The organism is Nostoc sp. UIC 10607, assembly GCF_047228265.1.
In the GTDB taxonomy this organism is placed as follows: Bacteria; Cyanobacteriota; Cyanobacteriia; order Cyanobacteriales; family Nostocaceae; genus Nostoc; species Nostoc foliaceum_A.
In genome coordinates this window covers 106,682-130,015 of sequence record NZ_JBIQNW010000017.1, presented here as the reverse complement: position 1 = coordinate 130,015, position 23,334 = coordinate 106,682, and the positions used below count along the sequence as shown (strand labels likewise).

Genomic DNA, 23,334 nt, shown 5'->3' with positions numbered 1-23,334 from the left:
ATCCACTAATGTATAAAATATCCTTTCCTAAATTTTACTCATCTCAATAATTTTTTTGCACTTGTGAGAAATCCGGGTGTAATATCCGGGATTGGATTTGTTTATACTGCTGCTTTAATAGCTGTTTGCTCAACTGGGGCTGAGAAGCTGGTGGTAGACTATGAATCTGTTGCGCCCAGTTTTTCAACATTTGCCGCTGAGTTGGCTCAATGCGACTGCTGAGAACGTTGGTGCAGGAATGTGGTGCTTCCAGAGTAAAGAAAATTAAAGGATAGTGTTCATTTTCAGCCAGCAAACTTACCAGCTTAAGATTTTGGGGATTTTGCATATCTAAGTAGCATGGTAACCACTTAGGAGCCAATTGCCGATTGTAGAGTACAGTCACCCACAACAGCATTGGGTGAGGGGATGTCATGAAGATAAACTGGTTGTAACGGGTAGAAACCGCATAGTTTTTGATTTCTTGTTTAGGCAACATCAACCATAGCGCTGTCATAGATCCTTGTGCAGTGTCTATAAGCTGGGGAAAAACAATTTCCTGAATTGGTTTATTTTGAGGCCACAAAACTTTTCGACAGCTTTGTTCTACTGTGATTGGCAATCCTGAATTTAAAGGACGGCTAAGGATAGAACTAGAGCCTAAAGTTGTAGGTATACTGGGACAATTGGACTGTTCTAAACTGTTTAATACTTGCAAAATTTGAGCAATGTTTTGTGGGCGATCGCTTGCTTTTTTAGCAAGACAAGACATGATTAAATTATTTAACTTCTGAGGTATTTTAAGAGTGGGTTTAACATCTGCGATCGCTTTTGGCTGTTCAAAGTGATGTGCTTTATACCAAGCACCAAAGTAATCAGTTTCTGGTTGCCAGGGTTTTTTGCCTGTGAGCATCTCAAACATCATCACACCCAGACTATAAATATCAGAGCGACTATCTAATTTTTCTCCATCTAGCTGTTCTGGAGAACAGTAGGGTAAAGTGCCATTAAATCCCCTACTTGTACTAGCTGTGGATGCATAATTCAAAAATCTAGCAATACCAAAATCGAGAATTTTAACTAACTGACCCAATATCGGATCAGGAATAACTAATATATTGGCAGGTTTAATATCTCTATGAACTAACGGGCAAATTATACCATCAAGATTAATGCCTTTATGGGCGCACTGTAAGCCCAAACAAATTTGTCGGGAGAGAGTCAAAAACATCGGCAAGGGTAGCGGAATTAAATCCTTTAAACTCTTGCCGCATAGATATTCCATGACGTAGTATGGTTTTCCTTTCTCATTTACACCATAATCATACGCCCGCACTATATGTAAGCTCTTTTGACTTAAAGCCGCACTCATTAAAGCTTCACGAGCAAAGTCTTCTTGCATCTTTTTATCGACCACAGTCTGAGTCAAAAACTTGATAGCAACTGGTATGCCTCCTAACAAAATATCATGTGCTAAAAAAACTTCACCCATGCCACCGCTGCCAATTAATTGCTTGAGTTGATAACGATTGGCAAGCAAGCCCGTACTACTTGGAGATGTAAATGGGCTTTGATTCACTTTGATCACCTCTGCTGATGAATCCATTTAAAGTTAGCAATACACGCATAAAAATATCACTAGATAATGGGGGCAAACATTTTGATTTTAATCGCAGATTTTCAAGGACGTGATAAGAGTTTAAAAAAAATCTCCAACAATTTAGCCATCCAATTTTTTAAGCCTTCTTTCTCAGCTTTTTGATATCCACCTAACTTTTGTAAGATTTCTAATTTCAGCTTTTCGTAATCTATTTTTAGAAGGTTCTTAGCTTGATTAGACAAAATTAATTCATTTGAATTTTGACTCATCTCTAAGCAATCTATCAGTTGCTGTCGCTGGTTAGCGGTCAGGGTTAAAGTCGTTACATGAGAGCAACGGTTTGGATCTTCTAGAGCAAAAAATAGTAGATGATAGTAGCCTACTTCTGCTAAACTACGTGCTATATTTTGGCCTTTATTATCTTTTAAATCGAGAAAATAAGGTAGCCACTTAGCCATAGAAGGTTGGACATCATATAGTACTGTTACCCACAATAACATCGGGTAAACATTCATTTTACTAATAAATTCAGTGCCATGAATTTTATCCAAAAATTTTGTAATCTCTTGTTTGGGTAACATTGCCCAAAAAGTTGGTATAGCTCTTTGAGTCGTTTGGAGTAAATGAGGAAACCCAATTGGTGCAATTGGTTTATTTTTAGGCCAATTCTTCTGCAAACACTCTTTTTCTGATAATAAAGTTGCAGGGACTAATTGAACCGGTAATGAGAGTTTAATAATGTCACTACTATTCCTAGGAGTAACTTCATTAATCTGAACATTAACTTTTTCTAAATTTTCTAATATTTGGTTGATATTTTGCGGGCGATCGCTTACTTCTTTAGCTAAACAACTCATCACTATTTTTTCTAACACCTGCGGGATTTTGACTTGCGGGTTCACTTCCTCAAGTGTAGGTGGAATTTGAAAGCGATGCGCTTGATACCAAGTACCAAAGGAGTTACTTTTTGTCTGAAATGGATGCTTTCCTGTCAGCATCTCAAACATTAGTACTCCCAAACTGTAAATGTCAGAGCGAACATCTAGCAATTTACGTCCTTCCATATGTTCTGGAGAACAGTAAGGTAAACTGCCAATAAAAGAATCTGTCAGGGTCATCCCACTTCGCTCTGTTAAAAACTTAGCAATACCAAAATCGAGTATTTTAACAATTTCTTCTTGTTTACTATCTTCAGTAATAAATATATTTTCTGGTTTAATATCCCTGTGAACAATGGGATAAATCTCTCCTTTATGACTGATACCTTGGTGAGCACATTGTAAACCTAAACAAATTTGTTTACAAATATCCAAAAAGTTTGATATTGTTAAGGGCTGAATTTTGAGAATTTGTTTGAGGTTTTTTCCTTGAAGATATTCCATTACATAATATGGAGTTTTATCCTCAGTAAACCCATAGCTTAAGATACGAACAATATTTTTACTTTTGCGACCCAATTGAGCGCCAATAAAAATTTCTCTGGCAAAACGTTGGGACATATGCTGGTTAGCCAAATTGAATGATAAAATTTTCACTGCAATCGGCATACCACCTTTAGCAGTATCCTCTGCTAAATAAACTCTACTCATCCCCCCTTTGCCAATCAAATTTCTGATTAAATAGCGATTATTTAAAAATTGCCCAATGTAATCGTCTAGCTCTGCTTTTTGCCCTACCATATTCTCAATTTTATTTTGTGGCATAAAAATCATTTATGAAAAATATTATTGGCAAAATACTTTGATAAGTCTAGCTAATAATTAAATTAAATTCTAAAAAGCATAATAGTTTGCAGAAAATTAATCATAAGGTTAATCTTTCTGCTAATTTTCCTAAACATTGTGTAACATATTTATTAATGAATACGGTTGAGAAATTACACGTAAACTACAAATAAGCTAGATAAAGCTGCCTAGTATATTCCGTGAATACACAGGAAAAAGTAAATGGCATAAAAGAGGCGATACCTCTGTACAGTTAACGGTTGAGATTCGGGAGTAAACGGCGTAATAATCTGATTAGTGGTGTTTCAATTTTAAGTTTAAAGGCTAGTATCTGGGTGCGTTGCAGAGAGTTGAAATTGTTATCACTGATGAGAATTAATGATTGCTGACCATCGGGTAGTTTAGGGCCAAGAGTTAAGCCTTCGATGTTGTCTAGCAATACATCTAGGGTTCTCAAATCTAACAGAAGTTTTTTCTGAACTGGTTTAATATTCTTGGAGTCAACTGCTAAAAGGCTATCTATCTGATGAATATCATCAGATCCTTCTAAAGAAATCTGAAACAGGGAAATAGCAAATCCTAAACCAGTAAAAGACCGTTCTAAACTTAGGAAGTGTCCTTGATTATCGAGAGCAAGTAAATCAGGTAATCCACTAGCGAATTTGCCAGTCAGATTCAAGAAAGGGGAAACTGGTTCTGTTTGGTAAAGAAATTCCTTTTCTGGCTGGTTGTTAAGCAAGTTGTATTGCAAAATCCGGCAAGGACTACCGATGTTAGGTTTAGCTGCGACACCATCTTGAATTAGAGCATTTTCGGTGGCTGTGAATAGATGCTTTTTATCGGGTGTGATGGTAAGGCTTTCAAAAGCCAAATTGTTGCGGATACCTTGTTGACCACTTTTATCGGTAAACAATTTGTTTGGTATGGGAAGTGTTGCAATTTCTCTACCAGAAGATAGTAAAAACTCTTTAATAAAAGGATTAATTAATTTTGCGGCATCGCCTTCAGAAGAAATAAATACAGTTGCTTTATTAGTTAATGCAATACCTTCTGTATCAGTCTCACCAGGGCTAAATGTTTGACTATTTTCATTTAATAATGTGGTAACACTGACAGGAACAACTCTACCCTGTTGTAAAAAACCCTTACTCAAGTCAATTGTCAAGGTGTATAAGCGGGCATTAGCTTTTTGTCCCCGGTCATCGGAAATAGCATAATAAAGGCTGTTTTTTGCATCATAGGTAATTCCAGATAAACCTCCAACTTCAGTTTTTTGGAAAGTTAAACCTTTCGCTAAAGTGGCTTCCCCGATAAATTCTATGCTACTAATTTCAACAGAATTCGTAGATAAATTTATGGCTAAGAAAATAATGATTATAATCGGAATAAATAAGTAAAAAATTCGTGGAATTGTAACTATTTTTTTAATTAGCTGCATAGTTTTTTTGCTAAAGTGTCAAAGTTACAAATAAGATATCACGCTGAAGGATGCAGGGCTGCACATCTGTGCACCGCCAAAAAAACCATGTATTCCAACCAATTGAAAAACTTTAGAAAATACGAAATTACTTAAGCTAGCCGCAAACCATATTCATCTTGAAAAAAGTTTACAAGCCAGTCTTTAACTCTCAGGGTAGCGCGACAGTCATCTTCGTTGTAGCTTTGGATAATTTCTAGTAAGGTGCGATCGCCTGTTTCTAGCCACTGATCATACCAGTAAATACACTTAGCACCACTAGCTTCTTTTTCACGCCACTCAAATCCTAACCAACGAGCGATCGCTTTCAGGGCATAACTTTCTACAGGCAATGCTACACTTTGGGTTAATTGTTCATACACATCCACAAATCGACTCAGTACAGGACGCACTAAGGAGTTGGGAGTGTTGTAAAGCTTTGCCAACCGTTTGACTGTATCAAACTCGTAGACACAAAAATGATAAATTGGCGCTTCGGGATATTGCCAAACCAAATCCAAAAATTGCTGCCAAATTAGTTCTTCGTCTTCTGGTTTATCTGCTAAAAACGAATAAAACTGTTCTGTATTGGCAAGTCTATCAACGACCAAAACCCCCAAAAGATAATTTAAATCCAAGTCTGGCTGTGCCTCAATATCAAAGTAAAGCTCTATGGGTGCTGTGAATGTAATATCTTTTATTGGTAGCGGGTAGGGTAAAACTAGGGGTCGTCTTTCCAATGCAGATTGAGCTTGCACTACTAGTTTGGGTGCTATTTCACGGTCGAAACCAAGCAGATTTTCTAGGGTGGCGGGACTGGTGTTAGCGAGAGATTCTAGTGTGGTAATGGCTAGGTCTTGGAGTTGAGTGTAGCGAAGAGGTGTTACGCCTGGTAATAGTGAGAGATGTTTTTCAGATTGAGCGATCGCATAACATTGACTATACCAATGGCAAAAATTGCACTTTTGCCGAGAAATAAACACCTCTGGCGGATTCGCTAACTCTAAAACTTGAATGAACTCCTCCAGAATATGCTGCATCCGTGGTGTCCACTTGAACAGATCCACCGCATAATTGGTGTTTTTAGTTCGCAATATGAGCGAAGCTGTTTCTGGTACTACTCCCTGCACTGTTGCCAATACTTGGGCATGAAATGCAGCGACAACTTGATATTCTTGCTTAGGACGCTTACCCAGTTCAATACTAGCTGGGACATACATCCATTCTCCAAAACGGGACTGTCCTGGTTGTCTCACAAGTAAATTTGGACGACTCAGCAGGGTGTATCCTTCAGAATAAGTTGTTAACAGTACTCCTTTGTATATATACTCAACCCCACGCTCCATTAATTCTAAAGTTGCCTTCTCTCCCTTTTCCCAGTTTCCATATGAATAATCTGGTTGGTGATAAGTCATCTGTGCCAAAGCATTCAGCTGATGAGCGATTTTGTCCTGTTGTAGTTTTCGCAGCAACTCATTGGGAGCATCGCGCTGACTTTTGTCACCGTGGATATCTAAAAAAGTCCGGCGTTTACAGCGTTGATATTGCAGTAGGAGTTCAGCATTAATTAGCATCCTTTTAAGTTAACAAGAATTAGCACACACTGGCAGTAACTCAGACAATAAAAGTTTTGAAGTGGCGATACTTTCTCTGCGTTCGCGCAGCGTGTCGCAGACAGACGCTACGCGTAGCTTGCTTCCCCGTAAGGGTACGGTGGGTTACGCCAACGCCTCTACTCCTGATTTGCCATTTACTCTATACTGTCAACAGCTAGCTAGTGAAGTCAACAGGTAGGCGTTTGCGTTTTTCCTAAGTGACAGATGAGGGAGAATAACAAAATCACGTTTTATCCATCATTACAAAGGTACATGACAGAAAAACATGAGCCATGCCTTATCTGTGAGCGTGTCACACTCTGGAGAAGCGGTCAAAATCCTTACTTCATCCACGAATTTGAGCATTCAATCTTTGTGATTGGCGATCATCAGTTTCATCGTGGATACTCTCTTATTCTTCTGAAAAACCATATTAGAGAGTTGCATGAACTTCCCCCACCTATCCAGTCTGCCTTATTTCAAGAGGTAATGCTGGCAGGACAAGCGATCGTTAACGCTTTCAGTCCGTGGAAAATGAATTATGCATGTTATGGCAATAGTGAACCACATATTCATTGGCATCTTTTCCCACGCTACGAATCTGATCCTGATCACCAAAGTATTCCGTGGCTTCATGCATCAGAATTCAAACACCATCTGATTACTCCTCAAACAGCGCAGAATCTAGGACAAAAAGTCAGAGAGGATTTATTGTTACTGATTACGAGATAAGATTTGGCTGCGATCGCTTAAATTAATTTCATCCCTATTTTTAGCGTTGCTACTAGGACAAAGTACAAATACCTCTTATATCAATAGCCTGTAAATAGCAGATATCCCTTGTAAATTATGACTAGTATTTCTGTCGCACAAACTAGGTTACATAGCCATCGAGAACAATTTCCCGCTTTAGCGAATAAGACTTATTTCAATTATGGGGGACAAGGACCAATGCCCCAAAGGGCAATGGATGCTATGACCCAAACTCAAGCTCATGTTCAGCAAATAGGCCCCTTTGGTAATGAGGCGTATCGCTGGATAGCACCCCAGACTCAAGCCGCAAGAGAAGCGATCGCTTCGGAGTTACATGCACCAAGTCAAACAATTAGTCTCACACAGAATGTCACTATTGGCTGTAATATCGCTATGTGGGGCATTGAGTGGCGTGCTGGCGACCATATGCTGCTCTCAGACTGCGAACATCCAGGCGTAATTGCTACAGCACAGGAAATCGCGCGGAGATTCGCTGTGGAAGTTACTACCTGTCCTCTCAAGACAACTTTAAATGAGGGCGACCCCGTAAAAGTCATTACCCAGCACTTGCGCCCCAATACCCGCCTAGTCATATTGAGTCATGTTTTCTGGAATACTGGTCAAGTTTTACCTCTTGATAAAATTGCCGAAGTATGCAGAAATAATCATTCTTTTTTATTGATAGATGCTGCCCAATCTGCTGGTTTATTACCTTTAAACTTAACTGAATTGGGTGTAGATTTTTATGCTTTCACTGGCCATAAATGGTTATGTGGCCCTGCGGGTGCTGGTGGCTTGTATGTCCGGCCAGAAGCACGAGAAAGCTTGAAACCCACGTTTATTGGCTTGAATGGTATTGTTGTGGATAGTCAATCTCAGCCTGTAGATTGGCTTCCAGATGGGCGACGATACGAAGTGTCTACATTAGCTTATCCGTTGTATCTTGGGCTAAAGGAAGCGATCGCTATCCATCGGCAATGGGGAACCTCACAGGAACGTTACGAGCAAATTTGTCATAACAGTGACTACCTCTGGCGGCGCTTGGTGGCGTTATCTGATGTCAAGTGTCTGCGAACTTCTCCACCCGAAAGTGGTATAGTCTCGTTTCAACTCATAAATAATCAGCCCCAAGCTAATCTCAAGTTAGTGCAGTTTTTAGACTTACAAAGGATATTAACTCGAACAATTGCCGATCCTAGCTGTATACGCGCCACCGTTCATTACTTTACTTTAGAATCGGAAATCGACCTATTAGTTGAGACAATTCAAGCTTTTTGCAAAATTAATTAAAATATTTTGGTTGATTTATCCCTGGCGATCGCTATCGGTTTTGGTATTTCACCTAGATTCGAGACATTGTAATTATTACTACCTCGCCATTAAACCACACAATTTATACTACCTGTGGTCTATCAACCTGGAAATTTTACTTACTTTGTTGCCTGCTTGCACCCAACAAAGTAAGCTTTGCCTGGTCCCCAATCATGTATATCAAAGTCAAGTTCTGCGTCGTAGACCTTTATATCTGTAAACCCTACACTTTCTAAAGCTGCTTGAACTTCTGTTCTGGAATAACATCTTCCCAGTAAATTAGTGTCTGCACGCTGCCAGTTACCATTTAGCAGATGAAATATAGTAACTTGAGTTTGGCTAATTTTTTCTTCTGGGTCATAGCTACGTCGAGCAGCCCAAGCATAATCCTCCTTAATATCCCCAACAATAGAGCCGTTCCACCAATCTGTTTTATACCGTTCTTCCAAATTTAAGTCAAATACAAACAAACTGTTTTCTTGCAGTGCTGCATACACGTTTTGAAAAACGCGAGTTAACTCCTCTAGGCTCATAACATGGTTGAGACTATCAGATGTCGAAATAACTCCATCAAAAATGGCAGGCAATTCAAAAAAGCGTGCATCATCCTGGATGAATTCAACATCTGGTGCATTCTTTTGGGCATAGTCTAACATGCCTTCCGAAATGTCAATTCCAGTCAATTTGTAGCCTTTCAAGTTCAGCTGTTGTGCTAATTGTCCTGTACCACAACAGAGGTCAAGAATATGCGCTCCTGGGGAAAGATGTGGGAGCAATAATTTTTCTAAAGGCTGTAATGCCATCTCGCACAAACTTTGACCATTGCGATCGTTGTATATCCGAGCATAAATATCGTAATTCAAATGGAGTGTTGTTGCAGACATAATGATTAATCCCAGAAAATATGCAAACCTATTGAAGCTATTTACTATTAATTTAAACTACTTTCATGCTTTGGCTAATTTGTCAGCAGGAACAGGTAAAAAACCACCTATTTGTAATTCTTCAACACTATCTTTGACTGCTTGAATTATGTAATTAATATCATCATCTGTATGGGCTGTTGATAGAAAACCACCTCCCCGCGAAAGGAGATAAACTCCTCTGTCAAACAGGTGATATAGTAACAAAGCCATGCTATCTGAGGCTGAAGAGTTTTCTGAAGGTGTAGAATCTTCTGAATAAGCAGGTCCGAAGAGTGAGCCGAAATTAGCCATCCTAATAGGTAGTTCTTGTTCTGCAAAGTAAGTATTCAAGGCTTGAACAAATTGCGATGTGCGTTGATTTAACTCCTCGTGGAGAACCGGTCCCTGAGTCTTTAAATGCTTCAGTACAGCTCGTGCAGCGGCGATCGCCAATGGATGTTTACAGAATGTACCTGCAAAAACTGTTGTTTTTGCTTGCGGGTAAGATTCATCTCCATAATTCCACATTCCGCCGTCGATACCATCCATATAAGCAGCCTTACCAGCAATAATTCCGATGGGCATACCACCGCCAACAATCTTGCCATAAGTTGCTATGTCTGCTTCAACATCAAACCAAGCCTGTGCACCACCTGGATGAATACGAAAACCCGTAACCATTTCATCAAAAATTAGCACTATTCCTGTTTCTTTTGTTAATTGCCGTAATTGTTGAAGAAATATTTTAGGTTGTAAATTAGGTCGCGTTGTTTGCACAGGTACAACTAAAACAGCTGCTAATTCATGCTGATGAGCTTTTATCACATCTAGTGATTCTGGCTTGCCGTAATCTAGAACCAAAATATCTTCTACAATATTTGGCGGGATTCCTGGAGCGATTGGCACTGTAATTGGATTACCGTCTACTATTTGTGCCTCAACTAAAGTGCTATCAAAATGACCATGATAAGAGCCAGAAAATAAGGCAATTTTGTTGCGACCTGTTGCTGTTCGTGCAAGGCGAATCGCCGTCATCACTGCCTCTGTACCTGTATTACTAAAGGTTACTCGCTCCATCTTTGTTAGTTCACAAATCAACTCAGCTACCTCACCAGCAAACTCAGATTGCGGCCCAAGTTGTATGCCTAGCTCTAGTTGTTCCTCCAAGGCTTTTTTGATAAAAAGCGGATTATGACCAAAGAGATTTACTCCTAGCCCCATCGTGAGATCTATATATTCGTTGTCATCAATATCCCAAATTCTTGAGCCTAAAGAGCGCTTTCCTACAATGGGATAAAACATCTCTTTTAGAGGAAAACTAAACCCTGCGGAGACTCTGTTATCTGCCATAACAGAGCGGTAGGCTTGGGTCATTTCTTTTGATGTCTTTGTGCGTTTGGTATAGCGTGCTATTAATTCATTTAGATATTTTTGTTGGTGGGAAATATGATTTTCTGTTGCTTCCTTATTTAGAGTTTCCATGTATGTTCCTACGTTTTTAATTATTTAAAACTAGATGTTTACTTACTCATTAACACAAAACTAGCTTTTAGGTTTGGACAATTGCCGCACTTAACTAGATAAATCTTTTATCTGTGGGGCATTCATAAAGCCACTTTGAATAAGATAAGAAAAGTAAGTACTAAGTAACTCAGAATCAGCAGGTGGACAGATAATTGAGCTACCTGCAAGTCCATCCGTTGTATTCTGACAATCAGATTTTAATGGTGGTGAATTCAAATCTTCTGCTAATTCCTCTTTCTCATTAGCGCCTTCACTACTAGCGAAAAAAGGTATGAGTGGATACAATGGATTGTCCAAGGAACGTTCAGCAGCATTAAGTAGCTCTGTTTGCCATTGGTTGTTAGACATTAGCTGGAGTGGGTAACCAAACTCACGGATAAAATTAAATAGTTGGAACGAGCGAGCAGGGTGATGATTGGACAGGTGAAATATCTGATTGAGTGATTTTTTCTGCTTTGATAAATGAACGATCGCTTGACTCACATAATCCACTGGAGTCATGTCTACTATAGTGTCTACATCTGGCACACATCCAAGTTGGATAAAGCCTTTAATCATTCTGTATAAACGGTCATTAGTGTTACAAATACCAGTTTTGCTATGTCCTGATATTCGTCCCAGTCTGTAAATACTAACAGGAATTCCTCGTTGATATGCAGTAGTAACTAATTTTTCAGCAACCCATTTTGTTTGAGCATAGCCACCAAATGGTACTTGATTATGATTAAACTTGTGAAGTTCTGAAATCTGCTTAACTTCACCATGACTTTCTGATGTTAAAACGCTCAAAGTCGAAATATAATGCACAGATTTGACTTTTATTTGACAGGCTAATCTCAAAATTTCTTGAGTTCCAAGAACATTAGCTGCCTTCAAACTAGAGTAAGAATGCACAAGATTAATAGAAGCTGCATTGTGATAAATTACATCAATTTTACTTGCCATTACTTGAAATTGATCATGGGAAAGACCGAGTAATGGCTGAGATAAATCACCTGTAACTGGGATGATGCGATCGCTTAAAGTTTCATCCCAAAGTTTATATGATTCTAAATGACTTTGGAGTTTCTTCTTCCCTAATTCTGCATTAGCAGAACGTACTAAGCAATAAATATCAGCAGAAGTCTGTCGTAAAAGTTCATAAACTAAAAAAGCTCCGACAAAACCTGTTGCTCCAGTTAAGAAAATATGAGATGGTTCTGCGGTATGTTCAAAAGATGCCTGTGGGTAAATTGTCGGGTCTAGTACAGTTTCGGCGTTTAAAAAGGCAACATTAGTAGAAACCCCTACTTTCTCCTTTGGACTGAGCTTTGCTTCTGGTAAGTCCAAAGATTTGTAATCTGTAAAAGTTTCACAATGGGCAATTAGCTCGCGTAGTGCTGCTATATAATCTTGTGCCAGACTTTCTATAGTCGCTTGGCGATGACTTGCTTTACTGTACGTCCAATTTAATTGGAACTGACCATCAGCAATAATGCCGTTGATATCTAGTAAATAGTTGCGGTTTCCTCCCAGACTGCGCCCTGGTTCAGTAGACTCTGAGGCTGGTGCAAACATAGATGATTCAAATACTTGGTCAGTCTGACCCAAGTAGTTAAATCTGACATTGGCTTTTAGTTGATGCAGTCGTGACTCACCCTTGAGATAGCGCAGCACGCCATAGCCAATACCTCGATTTGGAATGCTACGTAGCTGCTCTTTGACTGCTTTGACTGCTTCGCCAACACCGGAGGTTTTACTGACATTTAGCACAACAGGGAAAATGGTAGTAAACCAGCCCACAGTACGCAACAAGTCTACATCATCAAAGATTTCTTCTCGTCCATGTCCCTCTAGGTCAACTAGCAACCTTTCGTTTGTCCAGGGTTTAAAGGCTTGTACCAGCGCCGTGAGTAAGACATCATTAATCTGGGTTTGATAAATTGTCGGGACTTTCTGTAGCAAAGCTTGCGTTTCTTGTTGGCTGAGGGCTACCGATATAGTGTGCGCCTGAGCTACTGTGTTGTCGCCTTCAGGAAAATCTACCGGAATTTGGGCAAATTGCTCAGGAGCGATCGCCAACCAGTATTCTAGTTCTTGTTGTAGTGCTGTAGATTGGGCATATTCTTGCAATTTTTCTGCCCAATGTTTGAAGGAGGTAGTTTTAGGTGGTAGTTGTATTGCCTTGCCTTGGCTGATTTGTTGGTAAGCAGTTTCCAGGTCAGACAATAAAATCCGCCATGAAACACCATCCACAGCTAAGTGGTGGATAATCACTAGCAGTCGGCTTGGCTTAGTATCTCCCAAGTTAAAGAAAGCCACCTGCATCAACGGCCCTGACGACAAATTCAGGCTAGTTTGTAGTTGAGCTGCTGTCACTGATATTGCCGCAGCTTGTTCTGTTTCTGATAGCCTTGACAAATCTACTACGGTAAATGGCACTACTTCATCGAGGTTGGCGTTAACTTGCTGCCAGATGGATTCTTGGCGAACAAAACGCAGGCGGAGCGCATCGTGATGTGCCAACAACTGCTTAACTGCCTGTTGCAAAAGCGCCGGGTCGAGAGATTGGTGAATTTCTAGCAGGATTGATTGGTTCCAGTGATGGGAATCGAGAACATTCTGTTCAAAGAACCAGTGCTGAATCGGTGTAAGCGGTACTTGACCTGTCACTAGCCCCTGTTCAGCTTGAATAATTCGGTTTTTGACAGCTACTGCTGCTAACTCGGCAATTGTCTGGTGTTCAAACAGATGCTTGGGAGTAATTTGTAGACCAGCTTGGTTAGCTTTGGCGATAATCTGCATACTGAGGATAGAATCTCCACCCAACTCAAAGAAATTGTCGTGAATTCCTACCTGCTCAAGTCGGAGAATTTTCGCCCAAATCTCAGCCAACACTTTTTCAAAAGCCGTGCTAGGAGCTACAAAAGTTCCCTCTAAATCCGAGCGAGTTATATCGGGTGCTGGGAGTGCCTGACGGTCTAACTTACCATTGGGTAACAGTGGCATAGCTTTCAACCGTACAAAGGCAGAGGGAATCATGTACTCAGGTAGCTTTTCTGACAGGAATACGCGCAATTCGCTAGTTTTGGGAGCAGATTGCTTTTCAGGCACAACATAGGCTACCAGACGTTTGTTACCTGATTCATCACGAACTAGTACCACAGTCTCCCGCACAGCCGGGTGTTGTCTCAACGCCGCCTCTATTTCCCCAAGCTCAATGCGGTAGCCGTGAATTTTAACTTGGTGGTCAATACGCCCCAGAAATTCAATGTTTCCATCAGGTAAGTAGCGAGCTAAATCCCCAGTTTTGTAAAGTCTGGTGACTGGGAAATTCTCATCTGCTCCTTTGCCTTCTGTCTTCTCAAATGTATGATAAATAAACTTTTCGCTAGTCAAATCAGGTTCGTTCAAATAGCCTCTGGCTACACCTGCACCACCAATATATAGTTCTCCTGGTACGCCTATCGGTACTGGTTGCAGATAAGAGTCCAGCAGATATACTTGGGCATTAGCAATTGGGCGTCCGATAGGTACAGTTTTAGAATGATAATCTGTTTGTCCTAGCTTGACTGGATAAGTCAGCACGCCTACAGTAGCTTCTGTGGGCCCATAATGATTAAAAATCAAGCATTTTGGCTCTAATTGCTGAATCTGCTCAATTAAATCCCAACTGCAAGCCTCACCACCAAGAATCAGCCGTTGCTTTGGTAATATTTTTTGGGCTTGAGAAGATGCTAGTAGGGCTGCAAGGTGAGAAGGCACAATTTTCAGACAGTCGATGGGATGACGATGAAAATAATCTGCTAATGCCTCTGGATTAGATGCTCTCTCTGATGAAACTACATGCAGACATCCACCACTGCACAGCGAAGGGAAAATTGTGGTGTTGCCTAAGTCAGCAGCAAAGGTAGTAATTGTCGCAAATGTATTACAGGCGGAAAGGTCTAGTCTCTCTTTGATAGCGTTGATATAGTTGAACAGTTGTTGATGTTCAACAGCAACGCCTTTGGGTTTGCCTGTAGAGCCAGAAGTAAACAGCACATAGACTAAATTATCTAGTTCAACTTCGCTAGTGAGATTCTCCTGGGTTTCCTGGGCAATATTTTGCCAGTCAGTGTCTAAAGATACTATTGTTCCAGCGTAATCAGGTAGTGTCTCAACTAAATGCTGCTGGGTTAATAGTATTGGGGCTTGGGCATTTTGCAACCTTAGGTTTAAGCCTTCTTTCGGCAATGTTGGGTCTAAAGGTAGGTATGCTCCACCAGCTTTTAGGATACCAAGGATTCCTATGATTAATTCAAGCGAACGCTCGACAAACAACCCTACTAACACATCAGGCCGGACTCCCAGTCGCTGGAGATAATGAGCTAGTTGGTTAGCCTTGCCATTGAGTTCAGCATAAGTAATTTGCTGGTCTTCAAAGACTACAGCAATTTTGTCTGGTGTCAGATCTGCTTGTTGTTCAAATAAATAGTGAATGCATTTATCTGGCGAATAGTCAGTTTTGGTTTGATTAAACTGAATTAATAATTGTTGTCGTTCAATATGATTGAGGATTTCTAACTTGCCAATTGCCACTTCCGGTTCATTGATTGCACTTTGCAACAAAGTCTGAAATTGGCTTGCTAAACGTTCAATAACTTCTGAGTTAAATAAAGATGAATCGTAGTGAAAATCTAATGTTAAATAATCATCTCGATAAATACAAGATAATTTTACTTTAAATCTGTCAAGACAGACATACTGCTTCAAAAGCGAGAATGTAATTCCGCCATGAGAATATTTTTCAGGATATTCTGAAAATTCAAAACTAAAAGGTAAAAATGCTGGTTTTATACTTTTGTTAGTAAAATTTATTTGCTCCCAATCAAAATATTCTTGCCATTTGTAGGCATTATTGACTAATTTACTGGCTTGATTTATAACTTCACTAATTTGTAAATTATCTTCTAGAACACAAGCGATCGGTAAATATTTGGCAAATAGCCCTATTGCTTGCTCTAACTCTTCATATTTTCTACCATCGAAAGCCTGACCTACAATAATCTTTGACTCTCCAGTAAAACGCCATAACATAATTTGCCAGCAAGCTAGTAAAAATGTAGAAGTTGAAGTTTCATATTTCTGAGCTAAAGCTGCAATTTTATCTACTAAATCTGGACGAATATTTAAAGTTAAACTTTGAGGATGAAATAGTGATTTTTGTATAATTTTATTTTCAAAAGGAAGCTGTGCCTTGCAAATTTTATCAATATCTATAAATTGCCAATATTCTACTCCTGTTTTTGTGTCATCAACTTCAATGATTTCATTTTGCCATTGAGCAATATCTGCATATTGTGTAGGTTCATCAGTTAATTCTTCATCATGACAACATGCTGCATATAAATCACTAATTTCTTCTACTAATTTAAGGATAGTTGCAGTATCCGCACAAAGAGATGGTAAACTAATCAGCAATATATGCTTATTTATGGATAGATTTATTAGATATACATCAAAAATTGGCTTCTGTTCAAAGTTAAAAGGTAATTGAAGTACTTCATCAAAAAGCACTGCAATTTTGACATCTTGTTGTTGGCTATCTAAATTGCTGAAGTCAGAATAATGAACTGAGAGTTTACTGTTATCAGCTATTACCTGAAGTGGAATTGTCATTCCAGGTAAACAACAAAAGTTTGTCCGAAGAATTTCATGTCGATTGACAAGCTTTTCTAAGGCAATCTCTAAAATTTTCTGATTGAGATTTCCCTCAATCATCAGAGAAAACTGAGCGCGATAATGTAGTGACGAATCAAGTTGTTGCAATGACCACAAATGCCTTTGTTGAGGCGAAAGCCGATAACCTTCAATGATTTCCTGTTGCATTTTTCACCCTCTGATTAATTCTTACTACTAAACGGCTCTGCCATACCTGCTAAAACCTTTCGAGAGCCTATGAATGGAGAGCGTCCATGACAAGTCAACATATTGTCTAGTAACAATACATCACCGGCTTGCCAAGGAAAAGTAATTGCTTCTTGCTGATAAATTTCCCGAATACTATCTAATACAGAAGTTTCAATAGGTGAACCATCACCGTAATAAGTATTACGTGGTAAGTCTTCTTCTTTGAAACCAGCTAATAGACCTTCTCGAACAGTTGGATTCAAGCTAGAAACATGAAACAAATGAGCTTGATTAAACCAGACTATTTCGTTGGTTTTAGGATGAGTAGAAACAGCCTGACAAATTTGGCGAGTTTTCAGACTATTTTGATCATACCATTCATATTCAATGCCATTGTTGCGGCAATAATCTTCTACTTCGGTTTTGCTATTAGTCTGAAAAACATCTTGCCAAGGAAGGTCTAATTTATCTCTATAGTTTCGCACATACATGACCTTTTTTTGCTGAAATTTTTCTCTAATGCTGGGATCGATGCGTTGAAAAACTTTACGACTATCGGCAATTGGTGTTTCTCCTCCTTCTTTTGCAGGTTGCACGCAATGAAAGCAAATCTTCATTGGCCAGTTGCACGAATATGACATTTCATTGTGTAGGGGAATAGACTCTTCAGCCGGATATTCAGTTGAAGTGTAGATTTTGCCACTGACATGATGACGTGGTGTTGAACGATAAGAATACTCTAATAATTTTCCAGCGATCGCCTGAATGAATAACTCAAATTCTGCTGCTCCATTTACCTGAAAATTACGAAAAAGAATGCCGCCGTGGTCGAGTAAATTTTTATCGATAAACCGTTGATTATTTTTAGCCCAAGCTGCAAGGTTTAATCCTTCTACTGTTGGCTTAACGATTAAAGGTAATAATTTCCCAGGCTGAAGATACTCTACATTTATCAATTTTTCTGGAGCAATGCTGATAGATTGCCGCCTACTAATTCCTTTGATACTGGGCTTTTTGAGTTCTGGGTTGTTCATAGTCAGTCTTACATACGGATTGCTTTTCGCTTTGTTAGTTTGAGCTTATTTAGACTAGCTTTTTCAGTTTCTTTTTCTTTGAGGAATTGCTGTTTTCTATCGGCTTCAGTGAGAATTTCTATTAGTTCACTCAGCTTGGCGTTAGGTTCAGCAATCATCTTTTCCAGGAGTGTTTCAAGTTGACCTAATCTCTGTGTGATAGTAGTGCCTTTAAAACGATAGGAATCGTACATCATCTGTAGCGTCCATTCTGCACCAAGCACAACTCTGAGAGTTAGAGGATAGTTATTTCTGGTAACTGAAAGAATTTGAGACACTTCTAAGTCTGTAATGCCTTGACTTAATGAAGGGTCAACAGGTAAATTTTGAAAAACAATAATACTCTCAAATAAAGGCAAATTTTGAGGTATGTCACTCCATTTACGGATTTGTACCAGCGGAGTATGTTCGTATTGGCGTGCTTCAACCTGCTGATCCTGAAGTTTCTTCAACCAAGACGGTAATGTTTCCTGCGGTTCAACTTGTGTTCGCAGTGGCAAAGTATTGATAAACACTCCGATTATCGACTCAGAACCTACTAAAGCTGGTGGGCGACCAGATACAGTGCTGCCAAAAACTACATCTGACTCACTACTAACAAAGTTCAGTAACAGCGCCCACGCTCCCTGAATTACTGTATTAAGTGTCAGTTGATACTGCCGAGCTAAGGACTGTAGTGCTGTTGTTGTTGCCTTTGATAGCTTAATTTCCTGCTTATCGTAGCTTGCTTCCTGTTGATGAAAACTTCCAGCAGCACGGTTAATTTCTAGAGGCGTTGGATTAGTGAAGCCTTTGAGCATCTCCCGCCAAAAACTTTCAGCTTTTGATAGATTTTGCTGTTGTAACCAGGCGATATAATCCCGATAAGGACGACGCGCTTCTGGAGTAATTTTCTCACTTTGGCGGAATGCTTCGTAAGAAGTCAAGATTTCTTTGAATAGTAAGGGAAGAGACCAACCATCCATCAGTAAGTGGTGGTTACTCCAAATAAAGTAATAGTCATCCTCAGCTATCTGAATGAGAGTTAGACGCAGTAAAGGGGCTTTGACAAGCTCAAATCCTTGCTTGCGGTCTGTTTGCAAGAAAGTTTCTAGCTGCTGTTGCTGCTCAACTGGAGATAAGGATTGCCAATCATGCACTTCCCAAGGCAATGCAACTTGCTGATGTACAATTTGTAGTGGCTGTTCCAGATTTTCCCAGTGAAAAGAAGTACGTAAAACGGGTTGGAAATCTACTAATTGTTGCCAAGCTTGCTGCAATGCTGAAATATTGAGATGTCCGTGGATTTTAAATAGCATCTGCTCAAAATACACACCCGCCTCTCGTTCGTAGACACTGTGGAAGAGTATGCCTTGCTGCACCGATGAGAGGGGATAGATATCTTCTAGCTGCGGCGTATTTCTGAGTAACTCATCGAGTTGTTGCTGAGTTAATTTAGTCAGGAGAAAGTCAGAAGGTGTGTAGCCTCCGGCTTCTGGGGACTGACAGTGACTGATGAGCGATCGCAATGCTGTTAAAAATCCTTGAGTCAACGCCTCAATTGTTGACTGGCTATGAACTGCTTCGCTGTACGCACAACTGAGTTGCAACTGACCATCTACTACAAAACTGGTGAAGCTGAGTAAGTGACTGCGGTTATTTTGCAGGCTACTTTGTGGTCCTGTAGACTCGTGCGCCAATTTAAATAGCGATGACTCTGAAAGTGTTTGGTCAAACTGGCCCAGATAATTGAAAACTACCTCAGGTTCCGGAAGCGCACGTAATGATTCAATTACTTTGGTGTCATCACTGAGATAGCGCAGCATACCATAGCCAATACCACGATTTGGGATATGCCGCAGTTGTTCTTTAATAGCTTTCAAGGCATCCCCAGGCGTAGATACTTCCCCAAGATCCAACAGCACTGGGAAAATCGAGGAAAATAAACCTACAGTGCGGGATATATCCGCGTTGTCAAAAATCTCCTCCCGTCCGTGACCTTCTAAATTAACAACTAGCGATCGCTGTCCCGTCCATTGTGCTAATGTCTGGACTAATGCCGTTAGCAACACATCGTTGATTTGGGTGCGATAGACAGATGGCACATCCTGTAGTAATACTTTGGTTTCTGCAATACTCAGTGCGATCGATACCTCACGAACTGAAGCTTCGGTATTAGCTCCCCCCGGATAATCCACGGGTATACGGAATGCATTTCTCCGGCTGGGAGCCAGCCAGTAGTCTAACTCTTGCTGTACTAGCGCTGAATTAGCATACTCGCGTAACTGTTCGCTCCACTGTTTGAGTGAGGTCGTTTTGGCAGGAAAACTAACTGCCTTTCCTTGGCTGAGTTGCTGATAGGCTGTTTGGAGGTCTTCAAATAAAATCCGCCAAGATAAGGTATCAACTACGATGTGGTGAATAATAATCAGCAAGCGGCTGGTTTTTTCTGCACCCAGGTTGATCAAAGCTACTCGTACTAGGGAACCTTGGGATAAGTTCAAACTAGTTTGTAGCTTGGTAGCGGCTGCCTCAAGCGCAGATTCATGTTTATCAGGTGGTACGCTCGACAAATCTATGCAGGAAAATGGCACTTGCTCACTAGGTTCACCATAAATTTGTTTCCAGCCAGATTCTGTTTGCTCAAACCGCAGGCGCAGAGAGTCGTGGTGGTTTAGCAATTCCTGGACAGTCTGCTCTAGAAGTTTGGGGTCAAGTGCTTGGTTCAACTCCAGCAAAACTGCTTCGTTCCAGTGATTTGGCTCCAACAAATTTTGTTCAAAGAAGTAGTGTTGAATCGGTGTGAGGGTTACAGAACCAGTCACTAATCCTTGCTCTGCTGAGATGGTTTGACTTGTAGCAACAACCTTGGCTAATTCAGCAACTGTCTGGTTTTGAAACAACTGCTTAGGAGTCAGATTCAATTGGGCTTGGTGGGCTTTGGCGATCGCCTGAATGCACAGAATAGAATCCCCGCCCAATTCAAAAAAGTTGTCGTGGATGCCCACGCGCTCAATACCCAATACCTGCGCCCAAATCTTGGCAAGAGTTTCTTCAGTTGGTGTGCGAGGTGCGGCAAAGGTATCTTGCAATTGCGGCTGTACTGGGTCTGGTGCTGGCAGTGCCCGACGGTCTATCTTGCCACTAGGAGTTAGAGGCAGTGTCTCCAGCAGCACAAAAGCTGATGGGATCATGTGTTCAGGTAGCCTATCTTTGAGGAAATGCCGTAGCTGTGGCACTAGATCATGGCTGATGGAGTCGAGATCCCGATCTGCAAAGTTAGGAACTACATAAGCCACCAAACGCTTGTAGTTCGTTTCTTCTCTGACTACAACTACAGTCTCTTGCACAGCCGAATGCTGAATAAGTAGCGCTTCAATTTCTCCTAATTCAATGCGGAAGCCGCGAATTTTTACTTGGTGGTCGATGCGTCCGAGAAATTCGATATTCCCGTCAGCAAGCCACCTACCTAAATCACCAGTTTTATAGATAACATCTGTGTTAGTTCCTGGTAAAGGTTTTTTGGTAAGAAATGGGTTAGGAATAAAGCTTAACTGAGTAAGTTCTGGATTTTTCCAATACCCCACACCAACACCAAATCCTGATACACAAATCTCTCCCGGAACTCCAACAGGTACTAATTGCATCTGTGGATTAAGTATATAGAGATTTAAGTTAGCTAAGGGTTTACCAATAGGAACTGTTCGCTGGTTTACTGGTAAAGGCTTGTCGATAATAAATTGAGTAATATCATCAGCAGCCTCAGTTGGCCCGTAGGCATTAACTACCTTGATTGCAGGGTAAAGATTTAGCCATTGATTTACCAATTCTACCGATGCAGATTCTCCTGTTACCATCATCCACTTGAGGTGAGGTAAGGCTCTTTGCTCAGTTGATAAGCGGGAAATATAATCTATTAATTCTCTTAAGATAACTGGGACAAGTTCAGCGATCGCTATTTTTTCTTCTTTAATAATCTTGAATAAGTTTTCCGGATTACAAACAGTTTCTGTTTCAACTATAACTGTACTACCGCCAATTAAAAGCGGTGCAATAAATTGCCAAACAGAAATATCTGAGGAAGCCGGAGCAGTTTGAAGAAAGTTAAATTCTTCAGTAAACCCTAAAGCATCAAATTGGGCATATATATGATTAATTGCACCACCATGTCTAATAATTGCTCCCTTCGGCAATCCGGTTGAGCCGGATGTATAAATCATGTAGGCGGGATCTACTCCCTGATGATTTTCATTTATATTGTTTTGGGGTAATTTATCGAAATCAAATTTATCGTATATATTTACTTCTGATAGATTGATATTTACCAAGTTTTTTGGTTTTACATCTAAACAAATAATAGATTTTAGATGAGAACTATCTTCTAGCAGATTTATTAAATTGTTGAAGAATGTAGAATCTGTAAACAAAATTCTAATTTCGCTATTGGATAGCATATAGCGAATTCTATCAACTGGATAAGTACTATCAATTGGGACGTAAGCTCCACCTGCCTTTAATATAGCCAGCAAGGCTATTAAGAAATTAATGTCACGCCCTTTTAATATTCCAACAAATTCCCCTTTTTGTAATCTAGAGTTTTGCAGAAAATTAGCTAATTTATTTGCTTTATTATTTAGTTCTTCATAGGTTAATTGAATATTTCCAAAAACTACAGCAATTTGATCAGGTGTTTGTTTTACTTGCTTCTCAAATAAGCTATGAATAGTTTGTTCTACCGGATAATCACCGATATTATTATTAAATTCTTTTAATAGTTGATATCTTTCTGATTCTGCTAATAAATCTATCTCTGATATTTGAATATTACTGTTATAAATAAGCTGTCGAAGAAGATTGGTATAGTGTTTAGCTACTGCCTTTATAATTCCTTCTTTAAAAATAAAATCATTATATTTAATTTCTCCATTAATTTTATTACCTTCCACAAAAAACTCTATTGTTAAATCATTGATGACATCAGCTACATCATTGCTATCATGTAGATTTCTCATTAAGATGATGATATCAAAAATTGGACAGCGATTCTGGCTTGTTGGTAGCTTCAATAACTGTACCAATTCATCAAAGGGATAGTTTTGATGAGTATAGGCATTTATTATCGTTTTTTTAACTTCTAGTAAAAATTCCTTGAATGAAATTTGTTTCGTTATTCTAGAACGTAAGGTAACAATTTTATTATTTAAAATATTGCTATTTATTTGTCTATAAATAGGCGAACCAACAATAATTTCTTCATTGTTAGTATATTTATTAAGCAAGAGCTTAAACGCTGAAACAAGTACTAGATATGCTGAGAAATTAGAGTTTTGTGTAAACTTGAGGATTGCTTGAGATAATTCATTGCCTAAATCAAAAGCTATAGATTTAGTTTTGCCATTATAAATTATGGGTCTGACATAATCTGTAATTAAGTTTGTCTCAGGTAGCTCTCCTGATAATTGATTTAGCCAATAAAGTTTCTGAGAAAAAAGCTTATTAGAGGATGTCATATATTTACCGATTTTGAAATGTTACTTTACTTGTCTATTTATTTTTATTCAAAT

12 protein-coding genes are annotated in these 23,334 nt (G+C 39.6%); 3 read left to right on the top strand and 9 right to left on the bottom strand.

Annotated features, from left to right (window positions below; genetic code table 11):
* Nucleotides 1–43 precede the first annotated feature (43 nt).
* The 4 genes from ACEYW6_RS17165 to ACEYW6_RS17150 form a co-directional block, all read right to left on the bottom strand.
* Nucleotides 44–1,558 carry a serine/threonine protein kinase gene (locus ACEYW6_RS17165; protein ID WP_412980652.1) on the bottom strand — a complete coding sequence of 505 codons (1,515 nt, stop codon included), beginning with the start codon at nucleotides 1,556–1,558 and terminating at the stop codon, nucleotides 44–46.
* 101 nt (nucleotides 1,559–1,659) lie between these two features.
* Nucleotides 1,660–3,282, bottom strand: a complete 1,623-nt coding sequence (locus tag ACEYW6_RS17160) for a serine/threonine protein kinase (RefSeq protein ID WP_412980651.1) — start codon at nucleotides 3,280–3,282, stop codon at nucleotides 1,660–1,662.
* Nucleotides 3,283–3,556: 274 nt separating this feature from the next.
* A complete protein-coding gene (locus ACEYW6_RS17155) occupies nucleotides 3,557–4,741 on the bottom strand; it encodes an esterase-like activity of phytase family protein (RefSeq protein WP_412980650.1) in 1,185 nt (394 codons plus the stop codon).
* A gap of 131 nt (nucleotides 4,742–4,872) precedes the next feature.
* Nucleotides 4,873–6,333, bottom strand: a complete 1,461-nt coding sequence (locus tag ACEYW6_RS17150; RefSeq protein ID WP_412980649.1) for a TM0106 family RecB-like putative nuclease — start codon at nucleotides 6,331–6,333, stop codon at nucleotides 4,873–4,875.
* A 61-nt stretch (nucleotides 6,334–6,394) separates the two neighbouring features.
* Here ACEYW6_RS17150 and ACEYW6_RS17145 point away from each other — a divergent pair, with 61 nt between their 5' ends.
* The 3 genes from ACEYW6_RS17145 (at nucleotide 6,395) to ACEYW6_RS17135 (ending at nucleotide 8,397) form a co-directional block, all read left to right on the top strand.
* Entirely contained in the window at nucleotides 6,395–6,553 is a 159-nt protein-coding gene (locus tag ACEYW6_RS17145; protein WP_412980648.1) for a hypothetical protein, read from the top strand.
* A 74-nt stretch (nucleotides 6,554–6,627) separates the two neighbouring features.
* A complete protein-coding gene (locus ACEYW6_RS17140; protein ID WP_412980647.1) occupies nucleotides 6,628–7,086 on the top strand; it encodes an HIT family protein in 459 nt (152 codons plus the stop codon).
* A gap of 117 nt (nucleotides 7,087–7,203) precedes the next feature.
* Complete coding sequence (locus ACEYW6_RS17135; RefSeq protein ID WP_412980646.1) at nucleotides 7,204–8,397, top strand: aminotransferase class V-fold PLP-dependent enzyme; 1,194 nt, start codon at nucleotides 7,204–7,206, stop codon at nucleotides 8,395–8,397.
* A 140-nt stretch (nucleotides 8,398–8,537) separates the two neighbouring features.
* On the opposite strand, the gene ACEYW6_RS17130 is transcribed toward ACEYW6_RS17135, so the two are convergent.
* The 5 genes from ACEYW6_RS17130 to ACEYW6_RS17110 form a co-directional block, all read right to left on the bottom strand.
* Complete coding sequence (locus ACEYW6_RS17130) at nucleotides 8,538–9,302, bottom strand: class I SAM-dependent DNA methyltransferase (RefSeq protein WP_412980645.1); 765 nt, start codon at nucleotides 9,300–9,302, stop codon at nucleotides 8,538–8,540.
* Between the two features lie 63 nt (nucleotides 9,303–9,365).
* Nucleotides 9,366–10,805, bottom strand: a complete 1,440-nt coding sequence (locus tag ACEYW6_RS17125) for an aspartate aminotransferase family protein (protein WP_412980644.1) — start codon at nucleotides 10,803–10,805, stop codon at nucleotides 9,366–9,368.
* A 90-nt stretch (nucleotides 10,806–10,895) separates the two neighbouring features.
* Nucleotides 10,896–16,697 carry an amino acid adenylation domain-containing protein gene (locus ACEYW6_RS17120; protein WP_412980643.1) on the bottom strand — a complete coding sequence of 1,934 codons (5,802 nt, stop codon included), beginning with the start codon at nucleotides 16,695–16,697 and terminating at the stop codon, nucleotides 10,896–10,898.
* Nucleotides 16,698–16,711: 14 nt separating this feature from the next.
* On the bottom strand, nucleotides 16,712–17,752 hold the full coding sequence (locus tag ACEYW6_RS17115; RefSeq protein ID WP_412980642.1) for a TauD/TfdA family dioxygenase: 1,041 nt from the start codon (nucleotides 17,750–17,752) through the stop codon (nucleotides 16,712–16,714).
* 8 nt (nucleotides 17,753–17,760) lie between these two features.
* Nucleotides 17,761–23,280, bottom strand: coding sequence for an amino acid adenylation domain-containing protein (locus ACEYW6_RS17110; protein WP_412980641.1), 5,520 nt, complete (start codon nucleotides 23,278–23,280; stop codon nucleotides 17,761–17,763).
* Between the last annotated feature and the right edge of the window lie 54 nt (nucleotides 23,281–23,334).

Bases quoted from the DNA above. Each gene is read 5' to 3' on its own strand.
- ACEYW6_RS17160 (WP_412980651.1), bottom strand. From the start codon at position 3,282: ATGCCACAAAATAAAATTGAGAATATGGTAGGGCAAAAAGCAGAGCTA.
- ACEYW6_RS17150 (WP_412980649.1), bottom strand. From the start codon at position 6,333: ATGCTAATTAATGCTGAACTCCTACTGCAATATCAACGCTGTAAACGC.
- ACEYW6_RS17155 (WP_412980650.1), bottom strand. From the start codon at position 4,741: ATGCAGCTAATTAAAAAAATAGTTACAATTCCACGAATTTTTTACTTA.
- ACEYW6_RS17140 (WP_412980647.1), top strand. From the start codon at position 6,628: ATGACAGAAAAACATGAGCCATGCCTTATCTGTGAGCGTGTCACACTC.
- ACEYW6_RS17125 (WP_412980644.1), bottom strand. From the start codon at position 10,805: ATGGAAACTCTAAATAAGGAAGCAACAGAAAATCATATTTCCCACCAA.
- ACEYW6_RS17120 (WP_412980643.1), bottom strand. From the start codon at position 16,697: ATGCAACAGGAAATCATTGAAGGTTATCGGCTTTCGCCTCAACAAAGG.
- ACEYW6_RS17115 (WP_412980642.1), bottom strand. From the start codon at position 17,752: ATGAACAACCCAGAACTCAAAAAGCCCAGTATCAAAGGAATTAGTAGG.
- ACEYW6_RS17135 (WP_412980646.1), top strand. From the start codon at position 7,204: ATGACTAGTATTTCTGTCGCACAAACTAGGTTACATAGCCATCGAGAA.
- ACEYW6_RS17130 (WP_412980645.1), bottom strand. From the start codon at position 9,302: ATGTCTGCAACAACACTCCATTTGAATTACGATATTTATGCTCGGATA.
- ACEYW6_RS17110 (WP_412980641.1), bottom strand. From the start codon at position 23,280: ATGACATCCTCTAATAAGCTTTTTTCTCAGAAACTTTATTGGCTAAAT.